This is a genomic window from Celeribacter persicus (assembly GCF_003050785.1).
GTDB classification, from domain to species: Bacteria; Pseudomonadota; Alphaproteobacteria; order Rhodobacterales; family Rhodobacteraceae; genus Celeribacter; species Celeribacter persicus.
The window spans coordinates 277628-292963 of the sequence record NZ_QAOH01000004.1 but is presented as its reverse complement, the minus strand read 5'-3'; the positions used below and the strand labels follow the sequence as shown (position 1 = coordinate 292963).

Below are 15336 nucleotides of genomic sequence, written 5' to 3'. Positions count from 1 at the left end.
CCATGGCGAAGCTGAAACTCGGACCCATCGTCGAGGACAGAGCGGTCAAGGTAACGGTGGAACTGCCCGGACCGCTTCATCGCGATCTCGTCGCTTATGCCGAGGTCCTGGCGCGCGAGTCCGGTCAGCGCGCCACAGACCCGGTCAAGTTGATCGTGCCGATGCTCGAGCGGTTCATCGCCACAGACCGGGGTTTCGCGAAGGAGAAGCGGAGCAGGTCGGGCGGCCACCAATGACCTGTACTAGCTGCGATCAGGAGCGGTGGCCGCGATGATCTCCAGGAGCGTATCGACCACCACGAGCGCAGCGTCCTGCCTGATCTTTTCATCCGGGGCGCGGTTTTGGAGCGCAAGGGAGACTGCACCGTGAACAGCGGCCCAGAACGTGAAAGCATAGCGCTTCGGGTCCGCTCCCGGCAGAAGGCCCTGTTTCTGGCAGGCGCGAATGGCCTTCACCACCAATTCCAGCACCGACCGGCCAAGATCGGTCGAGAGCGGCCCCTGGTCCACTGCGAGGCTCGGTGGCGGGGAAAACATAAGGCGGTACAGGGTCGGATTGTCGAACGCGAACTGGGCATAGGCATGGCTGCACGCGCGCAGATAGGCGAGGGGGTCTGCCCTGAAGTGCTTGGCCCGCGCCCGTTTCTCTTCATAGAGCCGCCTGAAACCGGCATCATGGACGGCGCGCAGCAACGCGTCCTTGTTGCGGAAATGCCCATAGAGAGCGGGTGCGGTACAGCCGACGGCCTCGGCGACGGCCGTCAGCGGCACATCGAAATCGTCCCTCTCGCCAAGAAGCCGGATGGTCTCCTCGACCGCTTTCCGGGAAATGTCGAGCGCGTCTTCCTTCTTCGGGCGGGCCATCAATGCCGCCCGCGCTGCGGTCGGACTGCCCCGGGTGCCGACTGCGGTTCCAAGGACCAGGGCATCATCGTTTCGGAAGGAACATTGCTTCTCTCCTGCTGGCGGACGGCTGACCGGAGTTTACTTAATGCCATTAATTTTCATTGACGACTGCGCTGTCAAGCGGCACGATACCGTAAACTGAATAATGTTAAGTTTCTTGCGTGAGCGAACCATGACGACACAGCGCAGGGATAATGACGCGGCTGGAGCCTCGATAGGCATCAAAGGTGGCGCTCGGCTTCCTCAGGCGTCGGATGGGGCGCGACGGGCAGACGGGAACAGTTGATCGTGGATGGGCCGGATGACATTGGTCCGCGCCGGAGCAACAAGGCTCCAGATGAAATCCGGATACCTGAGCTGCCGCGCAGTCGCATCAAGCTCCACCACCTCCGGTATTTCGTGGCGGCCGTGGAGCATGGCAGCTTCCGCAAGGCAGGCCGAGCACTCGATATCGAAGAATCGGCGATCAGCCGCCGCATTCGGGACATGGAAGACGAGCTCGGCGCATCGCTGTTCCAGCGCCACGCGGGAGGTGTCCGCTTGACGATCGCCGGCGAGAGATTCCTGGGGCCGGCGCGCAAGGCCCTCCGGCAAATCGACACGGGCGCCAGCGATGTCGCTGCGGTCGGGCGATCGGAAGAGGGGCACGTCAGGGTCGGTGTCTTTTCGTCGCTCGCATCCGGCTTTCTGTTCGACCTCCTGCGGCAATTCGGGAAGCTTCATCCGAACGTTAGGGTCGATCCCGTCGAGGGAAATCCGGCTGAGCACGTCGCCGCTGTCCGGAGACTGCATCTCGACGTTGCCTTCATCACCGGCACGAAGACCTGGGACGACTGTGAGACCGAGCATCTGTGGTGCGAGAGGGTCTTTGTTGTACTGCCTGACGATCATAGGTTGGCAGACAAGGCCGAAATCGGTTGGCCCGACCTGGCGGCGGAACGGTTTATCGTAAGCGATGTGGCGCCTGGCCAAGAGGTCCACAACTTCCTGGTCGCGCACCTGTCCGATCTGGGCTCTCACCCCGACATTCAGTCCCACCACGTTGGCCGCGATAACATGCTGTCGCTCGTCGCTGTCGGCCGCGGCATCACACTAACGAGCGAAGCCACGATCGTCGCGAAATTTCCCGGAATCACCTATCGGGAACTCGCGGGTGAGGTCTTGCCTTTCAGCATGATCTGGTCCGCGCGGAACGATAACCCCGCATGCCGGCGGCTGCTGAGTCTGGCGCGCACCATAGACCAAACCCCTCGCGTATCCAGGCCGCCGCCTGAAAAGGGCTAAAATCGCCCCTGAGTTCGCCCACGTTTCTGCTGCCGGAGATGAGCTGCGGGGAGAATTCTTCAAGCTGCCTCCAGCTTCAGGATCTCATTCGCCACGTAACTTCGAAACTCGGCAGCTGAGGTGAAGCAGCGAAAGCCGGCAGCGCTTGCCAATGACAACACATCCATGGGTTCGTTCAGCAGCACCGCGACCGGACCGGTCAGTCCTGGTTGGAGGCCGTCGGGCCAAGCCAAATCGAACACGGCCTTCTGGTCACCTGTATCAGGGTCTGCATAGTCGTAGCTGACCTGCCCGCGCGGTAACCCTTCTCCCTCGACCCAGTCGTTGATGGCTTCGAGCTCCAGTTCTTCGGCCTCACTCGTCACACCGCCGACAAATGGAGGTTCTGCTGAGACGACAGGCGACATCGGCGCGCCCAACCACTTGGAATCCCCGTGCAGCAGCTCTTCGAAGCGCTTATTCGCCTCGGCCGCCAATAGCTCCTTCCTCGCCTCGAGGAAGTCGCGATAGCGCTCGATCTTCCACAGTGCGGGGTCGGTGGGGATCCACTGGGACGCCAGCGCCCCTGGATGCTTCGTCTCGACCTCCGCGAAATAGATCTCCGGCAAGCGGTCGCTGATGCTCAGATTTGTATCTTTTGTCAGAAAGCAAAAATTCGCCAGCGCATTAACTTCTGGCCGGCTATGATTCCTCTTATAGAGCTGTGCCTTGGGGAAAATATGATGGACTTCCAGCCGGCTCATCTTACCCAGTAGGTTCGCCTTAAGGGCCAGTCCCGTCCCCCAATCTCGCGCCTCGCCCATGCGGGTCAGCATGTAGAGGACCGGATAGAAGCGCGCTCCGAGGCTCCAGCCTGTGAAATGGCCTGGCTCCACCCGCAAGCCGCCATGCCAGAGCCGAAGCCGCTCCAGCAGCGCGTCGAGACCGCCGGTTGGACCTTCAAGGGCTCCCAAATCCTGGTCGATAATAGTCTCTGTCGATCCCGAAAATCGACCCCACATTCCTGCTTGTGCAAACCAGAAGAGCAGCTTGTCGCGTTCAACGGCATCGAGGGTGCCCTGTTTCTGGTCCATCAATCGAACCATAACCGGAACGCCGAAGCGACCGAAAAAGACCTGATCGTGATCGAGGCCAAGTCTCCCTGCTATGAGGTTCAAACTGGTATCGATATGTTTGGAGGCGCGCTTCAATCCGTCCTGAATGTCGAGCGCGCCTTTGTCGTGGAGGTAGCTGAATTTGGCCTCGCCGGTGAGGACCGTATTCACCGAGCGCAGCAGCCAATCGAGGTTGAAGTTATAGCCGGCGTCAGCCCAATCCTTGAGCTTAGCCTTCATGGAATCCCGCGCGTCCGGCCACTCGGCGCAGATCTTTGCCAGGGCGAGATCGCCCTTCGACAGCTTGGTGCCGCCGCTGTTCACCCGGTTGAAAATGTCCACGACGATGTCGAGCGTCTTGTCCGCTCCAGTAACTTCCTCAACGTGGAGATCGATGTCGGTGATACCGAGCAAGGCGCTGAGGCGGCCGACATAGGCACCGACGTTGGCGGCGTGTTCCGGAACGGCTGATAGCTCTGAAACGAACGCGCCGAGCCCGGCCGTTCCAGCCTGCATCAGGCTCGTCACGTCGATCCAGAGGGGATCGTCCTGCATCTTGACTGGCTGGTAGAACGCAAAGGTCTCCGTGCCGAGGTGGAATCGCAGACCCGTGAATGCCTGGGCATTTCCGTCGAAGAACTTCGGCGGCTTTCCTCGAACGACGCCATAGAGCGTCGTCATCCGCTGCTGTCCATCGAGCAGCAGTTTGACGATGCCCGCCGCCAATGTACCGTCGCCCCGGTGAGCCGCCGTCTTCGATTCGGTGGCCCAGACGAGTAAGCCACCAACTGGATGCCGACGATAAAGGGAATCGAACAGGCCCCGGACCTGATCACGGTTCCACACATAGCCGCGCTGGAATTCTGGCAAGGCCATGTGCCCGCTATCAATGTGATCCAGTATCGTCGAAATCTTCATTCGATCCCCCGTAATGTCGATTTTCTCAGGCTCCCGTGCGCCCGACAATATCCATTAACTTCTCGTAGCTGGTGACAACGTCGTATTTGACCCGGTCTTCCGTGACCCGACGGCCGATCTCGTCGAAGAATTTCCGGGCACACGCGATCTTGGTGTTTTCGATCTCTCGCAGTTTCATGGACGACATGCTGCCCTTGGTCTCGGCGACGAAATAGATGTGCTTGACGCTTCCTTCCTTGAAGGAAATCGCCCAGTCAGGGTTATAGTCGCCGACGGGCGTGGGGATCAGGAACCCGCGAGGCAGCTTCGCATAGACCACGACTTCGGTGCTTGCATCGAGTTGATCGGCGAAGCGCCGCTCGATCTCCGAGTCCGTGACGACATAATCGTACACGTGGTTTTTCAGCTTCGCGCTCGCCTTGGAGAAGTCCTGCCCGGTCTGGTTGGCGGTGAAAATGTCGACGTCGTAGCACTCGGACAGGCCGTCATACGACAGACGCTCGATCACCATAGCCGCCTTCTGCTCGGTGATGATGCGCGAGGCCTCGGAGATGAAGTGTTCGGGGTTCTTCGTGAACTGTTCGAAAACCACCGGCTCGATCTGGCCGAGGATGGTCGCCGCCGTGTCTCGCGTCAACTGTGAGTTTTCGGCCACCTTGCCAATGAGGTCGTACTTTACGAGAGAGTGGATCGAGTCTCCGTGCTCGGTCGTGGTGCTGGTGACTGTAAAGCCATCACCGCTGCGAAGCTGGTTGTCGGTCAAACCGTCGTTCTGCACGCCGACGCTAACGGTGTACTGCAGGGGCGTGACCCGCAGCTGGCTGTCCAGCGCACTGACGCACTTGCGGATCAGCTCCGCCGAGTCGAATTCAACCCGATAGACTGCCTTGCGGTTGATCCGCGCCCAAAGCTCCTGGAACTCCTTCTTCTCGAAGTTCGCATTCAGGGGATTGGTCTTGGGCTTGCGGCCGTCATCGACCTTGGGCAATTGCGCGTCGCTGAAGACGCTGTCGATGAGCTGGAACACCTGCTCTGCGTGGGGCTTGAGCTCATCGGGCAAGTCGGCCAGTTTCCCAGCCGCCTTGGCTTCGTGGTAGGCGTCAGCGATCTGGTCCGAATCGTCGGTGTAGTCGTTCTTCACCAGATAGCGGTAGATCTGCTTGGCCATGGCGGCAGTCACCTCAACCGGGCCATGCTCGGTCGCGAGTGTCTTGCCCGTGAAGTACTCCTCGGTTGCCTGCCGCGGGCGCGACGAGAGGGTCTCCGCGATTTCCTTCTGCAGACCGGCCACGAAGTCCTTGTAGCTCTCGCTCGCCACCACAGTCAGCACGTTGATGTCGTGCACCACCGCCGGGTGGTCCATCCTGTCGCCGTGCTGATCCACGCTCAGCCGCAAGCCGCGCCCCACTTCCTGGCGGCGGGAAATGGTGTTGTCGCTGTGCTTCAGCATGCACATGACGAAGACGTTCGGGTTGTCCCACCCCTCGCGCAGCGCCGAGTGTGAAAAGATGAACCGTGTGGGTTCGGCGAAGGAGAGCAGGCGCTCCTTGTCCTTCAGAATCAGGTCGTAGGCGTCCACGTCGTCGGAATCGACCGAGCGGGCGCCAACGGCAGGGTCTTTGAGGCGGTTCGTCTTCTTGTCGATCGAGAAATAGCCGTTGTGCGTCTTGCCGGGATCGATGCTGGCGAGATATTTCCGGTACGCCTCGTTGTCGATTGCGAGCTCCGAAAGGTACTCGGCCTTCAGCAACTCGTACTCTTCCTCGAAGACCCGGGCATATTCGCCTTTCTCGTCAGCCTGATCGTAGTCCCGGTACTTCACCACCTCGTCGATGAAGAAGAGCGACAGGACTTTGATGCCTTGTGCGAACAGCTGATTTTCCTTGTCCAGATGCGCCTTGATCGTCTCGCGGATCTGGATGCGGCGGATGTCGCGTTCAGAGACGTCGCCGTTCGCCTCACCAGCCCTCAGCACTTCCCCGTTGGTGAATTCAACCGTGTCGTTGATGGCGTCGATCTGGCTGATCGTGAAGCCGCGATACTGGTCCAGCTCGCCCGACTCCACGAACAGGTCGTCGCGGAACTCGAGCCGCCGAAGTTGGCGCTTGATCTCGCCCGACTTCAGCTTCACCTCCATTTCGATCCGCGCCACGGGGGCCTTCTTCGAGATGTCGATGCCTTCGAGGTAGAGATAGGCGTTGGTGCCGGCCAGCCCGCGGGTCTGAATGCCGCGCACCGCGATCTTCTTGACCAGCTTCTGGTTGTAGGCGTCCAGCGCGTCCAGCCTATGAACGCGGTTGTGCTGGGTCCGGTGGGTCGCCGAATAGCGCAGGATGAACAGCGGCTTGAATTTCGGCAGCGCCTCCATCGTCGCTGCGCCTTCCATCTTCTGCGGCTCGTCCAGGATCAGGATCGGCCGGTTAGAGGCGATCACGTCGATGGGCTTGCGCGACTGGAAATCGTCCAGCTCCTCGTAGATGCGCCGGTTGTCCTTGCCGCTCGCATTGAACGCCTGGATATTGATCACCATCACGTTGATCCCGGCGTCGGACGAAAAGCTCTCCAACTCGTGCAGGCGCTTGGAATTGTAGATGAAGAACCGCGCCTTCTTGCCGTAGCTTTCGGTGAAGTGGTCAGCCGTGATCTGCAGTGACTTGTATACTCCTTCGCGAATGGCGATCGACGGCACCATGATGATGAACTTCGACCAGCCGTACCGCTTGTTCATCTCGAAGATGGTCTTGATGTAGCAGTAGGTCTTGCCCGTGCCGGTCTCCATCTCGACGTCGAGGTGAACGCGGGTCGCGGCTAGTGCGTCGCGCCTGTAGGTGGCCGAGACGGGCACGCGCTCGCCCCGGGCGTTGAAGGTCGTGAAGTCTGTCAGCGACTGCGAGACGGGCAGGTTCTGGCGCCGCTGGACCTTCTGGATGTTCTCCAGGATCTGCACGTCGCTCAGGGCGAGGTCGGCGTTCTTGAAGCCTTCCTCGAAGGCGCTGGTCTGCGCCTTGCGGCCGGGGTCGATGCGGTAGGTCAGGCCAGAGGTCATGGGCTGGCCGGCGAAGCAGTCGACCACATCGTTTACGGCATTGGTCTGATAGGGCTGGACCTTGAACTTGAGCTTCATCGGGCCCCCTCAGATCGACTTGACGTCGGTGGTGGGTGAGAGCTGGCGGAAGATCTGTTCGACGTTGATCTTCACGGCGTCAGAGACGAAGCCGTTGTCGCGGAAGACGACGCGCAGGGGCTCGTGGCCGGCCAGCTCCTTCACCAGATCCTCGGTGATGCCGCGGTCGAAGCAGGCGACAAGGGCGTTGTCGTCGACGAAGAACACGGTCTTGCCCTGCACCATCTCGCGGCGGATGGGCAGCGTCAGGTCCACGCCCCAATCGAGCAGCACCTGGAACAGCAGGTCCTCGGCCGTGCGGCCGTCCTTCACGTTGTCGACCATGTCGAGCAGGTCGGACTGCTTTAGCTCGTCGGGACGGTAGTAGACGTCCTTCATGTTCGATGTGTCCACCTTGAGCACCCGGAAGCCGACATCGCGGTTCCAGTCGGGGTGACATTCGCCCTCCAAGAGTTTTCCACCTGCGCGGCGGATGCGTTCTTTCGAAATTTCTGCGATGGTCGTGAAGCCACGCTTGTAAGGTGGAAGCGAGGAGTCGATTGCTTCCGGCACTTGCACCATGATGAAACGCCGGTTTCCGCCATCATTGGCATTGAGCTGCATGACAGCGTGTGCAGTTGTCGCAGACCCAGCAAAGAAGTCTAATATGATCGCGTCTTTGTGGTTCCCGGTCACTGCTTCAATCGGATCATACACAGCCCAAAGACTCTTCGGGAACGTAAATCCTGATCCTTCAACAAGACTATTCACCAACTTAGTACCGTATTCATTCGAATCATAGCGTTTATCGGTCCAAACGCTCCTGTAAAGACCAAATGTCTTTCCAATTTCAATCTGATACCCGTCTCCAGAGCGCTTCGCCCTTAGCATGCTGGCGATCTCTTCTACGCTCTGGCGGGCGTAACGCCACTTCCTCTCGGTGCCAGAGTTGTCGATTGGATAGACGTACGCGACGCCATCCCTCCACTCGGTCTGCTCGGGGTGGAAGTCATCGGGGCAGACGTCTCCAAATCCTATAATTTTCTCATCTTGGACCAGAACGGGGTAAAAGCAGTTCTTTGCATCGGTACGCTCCGACTCTCCACCCCAATTTCTAAACTGAGACCAGTTCACGTCCTCCTCACGGATTTTACGATCGCCTATGGATTTTGTGCCGCTCGGATAGACGAAGATCAGGTACTCGTTGATGTAAGAGAAGTTTGTTCCCTGCTGGCCTCGCGGGTTGTGGATAACGCTTACGTAAGCGTGCTCCCACGCCGCACCGCTGAATACTTCTTTCATCAGTACAGACAAAGTTCCAAACTCATTCTCATCTATTGCGCAAACGAGAACCCCATCCTTTGCCAAGATGTTTTTTGCAACCTTCAAGCGCTGATACATCATCGACAGCCAATCGGAATGAAAGCGCCCACTTGTCTCTGGATTGGCAACTAGTCGCCCGCCTTCACCGGAGATTTGTCCGGACCTTTCAAGAAAATCAGCAGATTTCTCACTATAATCGTTCCTATATATTAGGTTCCTTCCCGTATTATATGGAGGATCAATGTAAATCATCCTGACCGATCCCAGGAATGTCTCCTCGATGATTTTGAGTGCCTCGAAATTGTCCCCCTCCAAAAAGAGGTTCTGCGTCGCCTCAAAATTGACGCTCTCCTCCCTGCAAGGAAGTAGGGTCTTTTCGATCGGCATGTTGGCCATCGCAAGCGCTTCGCGCTTTCCAGGCCAATCCAGTCGAAATCGTTCTTGGGGGCCATCTACTATCTGGTCGCTCAGCTCTTGTCTGAGCTCGTCAAAGTCAACAAGTAGCCGCTTCTCCCCTGTTGCTTCGAAGTATGCTTCTCGAACGCAGGACGGGAATACATCTTTGATCGCCTTGATCTGCTCTTGACTCAGGCTCCGCGTTCGCATCTTCAGTTTTTCCATGCGTTCTGTCCTTATCCGAATTGTGGCTGTCGTCGCGCGTTGACATAAGCGGGAATCAGTACGAGACATTTCTTCGCAACGGTGTCTCCCGCACCTCCACTGCGCTGCGCGCCTCCAAGCCTTGTTGAGAGATAACTTCGCCAATACCCGCCTTGTGGCCCTCGATATTCGTCTCCATGTTTTTCAACAAAGGACGCGAAGTCAGAAATAATGTCCGAGGGGATAGACGTATCGTTGGTCTTTACTAAGCGACTTCGGTACTCGCTTTTCAGACGTAGAAACGCCATTGCCCCATGAAATGCTGGCGGTACGTGACCGCTCATGAAGTTTTTTCCCTTCACTCGGTCGAGTATGTGCTTTCGGATTGATGGGTGTGGCTGACTTGGTTCGGCCAACCACTCAACGAAATCTTCAAAAGTGAGTGGTGCGTAAGCGGTCTCCCCTGAAGGCCTTTCGGCGGTATTCTCCTGGCTCCTCACTTTTGTGAGTCCAAGGTCAATCCATCTTTGGAGTTTCTCCAGATTGGCCTTGTTGACCGGATTGGCGAGGTTACGATAATCAGAAAATATGCCTCTCCAATACTTCTCTCGGTCCTTAAATCGAATGATAATCTCAGGCTTTCCGGAAAACCCGTTTAAGGTCATGTTGGCGCTTCCAACCCATGCAAGACTATCCTGCAAGTATAGCTTGGCATGAAGAGATGGTAACGCATACACTCTGAGTCGATCATTCATTATGCTGAAGAGGGCCGACAATGGCTTCGGATCGTTTTCAATGAATGCTGAGGGCATTATGTACTGAGTTGGCAGGCGCGTGATTAGCGCCATTCGTTTTACACCGCCCTTGGTAACCAACTTAAGTGAGGCTGATGAATAGAACGGCGAAGCCACTTCTATTTGCGGGCCGGAAACGATCTCGTTCAATACGTCGAGATCGGGATAGGAATATATCGTATCAATCTCCATGATTTTGACCTATCTGGATATCGCCGGAAGCCTGAAGTTTTTGCAGGTGGCTCACTGCCGCGCGAAGCTCGGCATTTATCGCCACACGCTTGTTGAATTGCTTCTCACGCCCTAGTCGCGCCTTGATCCGCTCGACCTCACGCGCCTGCGCCTTGATCGCCTCGGCCTGCGCGATGCGCTCCGCCAGCGACACGGGGTGCTCCGCCTCGGCAGGGGTGAAGGGTGTCTGCTGGGCCTCGCCCATGCCCGGGACCAACCGGGCCGTCTGACCCGCCACCAGCGGCTCGAGCAGCCGCTCGTACAGCGCGCCCATGTTCAGCGCCACCGGCAATGGGGTGCGCGGCAGGTCTTCCGGCAGCCATTCCCCCTGGAAATAGTCACCCACCACCCAGCGGGCGCTGTCGGCCTCGCTAGGCCGCTTGTAGGCCGCGGCCAACCTGACGCGGCCGCCATGGGCCACCTCGAAGATCAGCGGAAAGGGGATGGCCTTGTCGACGGCGCGCAGCACAGCCGCGTCCAGCGTCGCGGTGCGTGCGGCGATGCGGAAGACCTGTATCTCGGCCACTTGGCGAGTGGCCGCCAGATTGACCGTCTCGGGCGCCAGCTTGTGCGACCAGACGATCTGGTCCACCTCGCGCACGAAGAGGTCCTTGAGGCCCGTGTTCGCCCCGGCGTGCTTGTAGATCTTGTTCTTGGGGATCACGCGCCCGAAGGCTGCGGCGCGGGGCCAATCGTAGAGGGTCATGACGCGCCCCCTTCGATGGCCAGGAAGGCGATCAGCTCGAAATCGTCCAGCCCCTTGATGGTATGGGTCAGCGCCGTGGTTCGGCCGCCGCTGAACAGGCTGTCGATATCCTTCTCTTCCTTCACCTCGATCATCGATCGGATCGCGCTTGAGAGCAGGTCGGAATAGCGGCCCATCTTGCGCCCGTCCTCGGTGCGCTCGTTGAAGATGCGGCAAACGTCGTGGATCGGCTCGATCCGCGCCTTGCAGCTGGATCGGATCAAGTCGAGCAGGCGCTTGACCTCGGTGTGGTCGGCGACGATCCGGCCGTCGTCGTCGATGTAGACCAAGTAGAACGGGTGCAGCCGGTTCTGCTGGTTGACGTTCACGCTGTCATGGATGTTCTTCAGCGCGAAGATGACCCCGGGCTGCAAGCCCAGCTCCGGTTGCGCGGGGACCACGGCGTGCATACCGAAGGGCACGTTGTCGAGCTCGCCATGCTCCTTGACGTAATTGAGCAGGTCCATCCGGAAGTCGTTGAGGCCAAGGTCGGTGATGGAGATGCCGGCCTTTACGTCCTCCAGCTCGATCACCTCGTCCTGGAGGCGCTTGAGCTGTTCCTTGCGGTAAGCGATGTCGCTGGATTTGGCGGTCAGCACGTTGTCGTCGCCGGTCGCTGTCACGTCGGCGATCACCATCCGATTTTCGACGCGCTCCTTGAGGTTGATGTATTCGTCGAGGGTGATGTCCGGCCAGTAGTTGACCAGCTGGATCTGGGCATTCTGCGATCCGATCCGGTCTATCCGGCCGAACCGCTGAATAATGCGGACAGGGTTCCAGTGGATGTCGTAGTTGATCAGGAAGTCGCAGTCCTGAAGGTTCTGGCCTTCCGAGATGCAGTCGGTGCCGATGAGGATGTCCAGTTCGCCGGGCTCGTTCGGCAGGACGATGGCCTTTTCCTTCGACCGCGGAGAGAACAGGGTCAGGACGCTCTGGAAGTCGTAGGACTTCTTGAGCGTAGTCTTGGGCGCGTCCGACCCGGTGACCTTGGCGACATGCAGCCCGAGCTGCTGTGCGAAGGGCGCCAGGTTGTCGAAGAGGTAGTTGGCGGTGTCTGCGAAGGCGGTGAAGACCAGCACCTTGCGGTTTCCGGTGTTCAGAGGCTCGTCGACCTTCTGCCTGACCATGGCAAGCAGATGCTGAAGCTTGGCGTCGTCAGTCGGCTTTACCTTGTCCATCGAGGCGATGAGGTCTTCGATGAGGACGAGGTCCGCTGCGAGGTCGTGCTTCCAGGATGGCAGGTCCATGTCGGCGAGGCTGATCTGGACCTTCTTCCCGACCGTGAACTCGTCGAGGCCGGAGAGGTCATCGTCCTCCGGGTCGAAGTCGCTCACGTCTGCAAGGTAGTCACTGACGCTGTCGCCGCGTCCGGTTTTCTCGAATTCGTCGATCGCATCGAGCGTGCGCGAGATGTTGGCGCCGAGAGACCGAAGCGTGAGGCGGAACGCGGCGACAGAGCTCTCCAGGCGTTTCAGCAGGTTGGTTGTCATGAGCGCCTGGAGGCTGCGCTCACGATCGGCCTGTCTGAGCTTGCCGCGTCCGCCCTCGACCTGCGTGTCGTAGATCTCCTCATACTTCCGCAGACGGCTGGGCAGGATGTAGCTGATCGGGGCGTAGACCGCGAGCTTTAGCACCGAAAGCTGAGTGAAGATGTCGTTGAACCCCATGACGTCGGACCGCTCGGTGATCGGGCGATGATAAGAGAGCGGCTTGCGCCTTTGGGGGAACTTCCCGATGTCCTTGGTGTCGTAAAAGGTCTCGATGTGCTTGCGTGACCGGGCGATGGTCACGGCATCGAGAAGCTCAAAGAAGTCGAAATCGAGCGCCCTTAGGATCGAAGCGGCCGTCCTCTCGTCCGGCGGCAGGGAAGACCACTCATTGAAAGCCTTCTGGGCTCGTCGGAAAATCTCTTCGACACTGGTCTGGGCCTTCAGATTCTTGCTGAGCGCCTCGGACTGCCCCTCATAGGCGAGCGCGAGCTGGTTGCGCAGATCCGTGAACCGGTTGTTCACCGGGGTTGCTGAGAGCATCAGAACCTTGGTCTTCACGCCGGCGCGGATGACCTTGTTCATGAGCTTCTGGTAGCGCGTCTCGCGGTCTTTGTAGACGTCGTTGTTGCGGAAATTGTGGGACTCGTCGATCACGACGAGGTCGTAGTTGCCCCAGTTCACCCGATTGAGCGGGATGCCGAAGGATTCGCCTGACGTCCGAGACAGATCGGTGTGGCAGAGGACGTCGTAGTTGAACCGGTCTTTGGCGAATATGTTGGTGGTCAGGTTGGTGTTGTAGTTCCGCCAGTTGTCCGCGAGCTTCTTGGGGCAGAGCACGAGAACGGACCGGTTCCGCAGCTCGTAGTACTTGACCACCGCCAGAGCGGTGAACGTCTTTCCGAGGCCGACAGAGTCGGCGAGGATGCACCCGTTGTAGGTTTCGAGCTTGTTGATGATGCCGGTCGCGGCGTCCTTCTGGTAGTTGAAGAGCTTGTTCCAGACCACGCTGTCCTGATAGCCGGTCAGGTCGTTCGGCAGGACGTCTTCATCGATCTCGTCCAGAAAGTCGTGGAAGATGTTGTAGAGCATTATGAAATAGATGCGCTCGGGCGAGTTCTCCTGGTAGACCGACTCGATGTGGCCGCAGATCGCGGCCGTCACATCATTGAGTTTCTCCGGGTCTGACCAGATTTGGTCGAACAGTTGAAGGTACATCTGCGTGTGATTCGGGTCGTCGAACCGCGTCACGAAATTCGAGACGGCATCACCTTTCTGGTAGCCGAGATCGACGGCCGTAAAGCCGCTGATCGGCATGTAGGCGATCCCGCCGTCATCGCCCGCCACATGCATGAACTGCTGCATCGGGGCTTTCGTTGTGTTCGACCGGAACCTGGCCTTCTTGCGTATCCAGTCGGCACATTCGCGCGCGACGGCCCTTTGCGTCAGCTTGTTGCGGAGCTGGATTTCAAACTCCGTTCCATAGAGACCGCTCTCCCGCTGAGCCTTCGGGATGAAGAACTCTCGTCGTTCCTTGCGCAGGCGATCCGTGACCTCCGTTGGCACGAACGTCGGGGCGGTGAAAATGAACTGAAGGCTTTCGACCTTGGAAAGCTCGGCTTTCAGCGCCTCGAAGGCATAGATCGAAAAGCACGACGCAGCAATCTTCAACCGAGCGCCACGCCTCACCGCCGCTTTCAGATCATCGCCGAACAGTTGCGAGGTGTTATCGATGATCTTCATCGGCAACCCCCTCATTCAAGAGCACGATTTGCTGATCTTGCGGGCGACGAGCTTCTGGCGGTGTGTCGAGCCCCAATCGCCTCAGAGCATAGTACCGCAGCGCTTTCCGAACCCGGAGCCGCGCACGTCCGCCGCGCATCCCGTAATCCAGACCGATTATCCTCTTCTGGCTCTCGGAGAGATCAGGGTGCGGTCCTATTTCCAGCGTGATGAACTCGTTCCAGTCGGCGTCATCTTCGGGCGACACCTCGCTTGGTCGAAACGATTTGATCTCCAAGACCCGGGACAGCAGGAAGTCCTTGAAAGTCTTGTCGACGTCGCAGAAGGCGCGAACGTGCCAGCGATATCCATCAAAGCCGATCGCGTGCGGCGCGATCCATCGCCAACGAGGATCGTCGCTGGAGAGCGATTGATACTTGATCTCTACCGCCTCGTTATGCCGGATCGCCTCAAGCACCGTCCGCAACGTGTCGTTTTTGACGCCGCGGGCCGGCACAGGCGGTCCGGCATAGGGGGGCGAACGAGCAATCCAGGATTCAGATGACGCCAAGATGCCTTCGGCTACGGATCTGAGCTGATTGAGGTATTGTCCGGCATCTGGCTTCAGAAAGCAGGGCTGAAACTCGCTACTAGCGACATAGCGTTTCGCGCTCTTGTCATAGACAGCATTGTGTGGAGCCCGCTCTTGATACAGCGTCAAATCCTTCGATGCCTGGGGCACAGACACGTCGAAAGCTTCGACGATATCTGACCGATTTACGCCGCCCTCCCAGTAGAGACGGAACTCGATAAATTCGAGTCGGCGTTCGACTCCCCATTTCAGCGCCGTCTCGACGTTCCGCATCGTCTTCTACCTCTAAGCGCCGGTGAGCATAAAAACTATATGGACATATCGAAGCTACCCATGTAATTATTATTCCCATATTGGGTGCTCGTCAATGGCAATCCGGGGGGGCGGGACATGCCGAAACGCGGTTCGAAAGGTGCTGTAACCAGTACGCAGGCGGCCAGCACCGTCCCAAAGGTGTTGCGCAATCCCAGTAACAACGGCGCGGCCGCCGAAGGTGGCGGCTAAGGCGGTGTTGATCCAACGTCCCTTCAATAGACGG

The 15336-nt window shown here is 58.7% G+C and carries 10 protein-coding genes; 2 read left to right on the top strand and 8 right to left on the bottom strand.

Translation table 11 applies throughout. The features are described 5' to 3' along the window. Positions 1 to 2: 2 nt before the first annotated feature. The gene (locus C8N42_RS07715; protein ID WP_107815978.1) at positions 3 to 236 is read left to right on the top strand and encodes a DUF2274 domain-containing protein; all 234 of its coding nucleotides are present in this window, start codon (positions 3 to 5) and stop codon (positions 234 to 236) included. A gap of 6 nt (positions 237 to 242) precedes the next feature. On the opposite strand, the gene C8N42_RS07710 is transcribed toward C8N42_RS07715, so the two are convergent. Continuing rightward, on the bottom strand, positions 243 to 863 hold the full coding sequence (locus C8N42_RS07710; RefSeq protein WP_107815977.1) for a TetR/AcrR family transcriptional regulator: 621 nt from the start codon (positions 861 to 863) through the stop codon (positions 243 to 245). Positions 864 to 1193: 330 nt separating this feature from the next. On the opposite strand from C8N42_RS07710, the gene C8N42_RS07705 reads away from it, so the two are divergent. Then, positions 1194 to 2189 carry a LysR family transcriptional regulator gene (locus C8N42_RS07705; protein WP_107816021.1) on the top strand — a complete coding sequence of 332 codons (996 nt, stop codon included), beginning with the start codon at positions 1194 to 1196 and terminating at the stop codon, positions 2187 to 2189. Positions 2190 to 2248: 59 nt separating this feature from the next. Here the strand turns inward: C8N42_RS07705 and C8N42_RS07700 are convergent, their stop codons facing one another. From C8N42_RS07700 to C8N42_RS07670, 7 genes are read right to left on the bottom strand one after another with little or no spacing between them, the layout of a single operon-like run. Next, complete coding sequence (locus C8N42_RS07700; protein ID WP_107816020.1) at positions 2249 to 4201, bottom strand: GmrSD restriction endonuclease domain-containing protein; 1953 nt, start codon at positions 4199 to 4201, stop codon at positions 2249 to 2251. A gap of 25 nt (positions 4202 to 4226) precedes the next feature. After that, the gene (locus C8N42_RS07695) at positions 4227 to 7325 is read right to left on the bottom strand and encodes a type III restriction-modification system endonuclease (protein ID WP_107815976.1); all 3099 of its coding nucleotides are present in this window, start codon (positions 7323 to 7325) and stop codon (positions 4227 to 4229) included. Between the two features lie 9 nt (positions 7326 to 7334). Continuing rightward, complete coding sequence (locus C8N42_RS07690) at positions 7335 to 9248, bottom strand: site-specific DNA-methyltransferase (RefSeq protein ID WP_107815975.1); 1914 nt, start codon at positions 9246 to 9248, stop codon at positions 7335 to 7337. 11 nt (positions 9249 to 9259) lie between these two features. After that, on the bottom strand, positions 9260 to 10213 hold the full coding sequence (locus C8N42_RS07685) for a phospholipase D-like domain-containing protein (RefSeq protein ID WP_107815974.1): 954 nt from the start codon (positions 10211 to 10213) through the stop codon (positions 9260 to 9262). Continuing rightward, the gene (locus C8N42_RS07680) at positions 10203 to 10958 is read right to left on the bottom strand and encodes a DUF4391 domain-containing protein (RefSeq protein ID WP_107815973.1); all 756 of its coding nucleotides are present in this window, start codon (positions 10956 to 10958) and stop codon (positions 10203 to 10205) included. Before C8N42_RS07680 ends, C8N42_RS07685 begins: the two co-directional genes overlap by 11 nt. Continuing rightward, entirely contained in the window at positions 10955 to 14227 is a 3273-nt protein-coding gene (locus tag C8N42_RS07675) for a helicase-related protein (protein ID WP_107815972.1), read from the bottom strand. The genes C8N42_RS07680 and C8N42_RS07675 overlap by 4 nt, the downstream gene beginning before the upstream one ends. After that, positions 14211 to 15071, bottom strand: coding sequence for a helix-turn-helix transcriptional regulator (locus C8N42_RS07670; RefSeq protein WP_107815971.1), 861 nt, complete (start codon positions 15069 to 15071; stop codon positions 14211 to 14213). The genes C8N42_RS07675 and C8N42_RS07670 overlap by 17 nt, the downstream gene beginning before the upstream one ends. Positions 15072 to 15336: the final 265 nt, after the last annotated feature.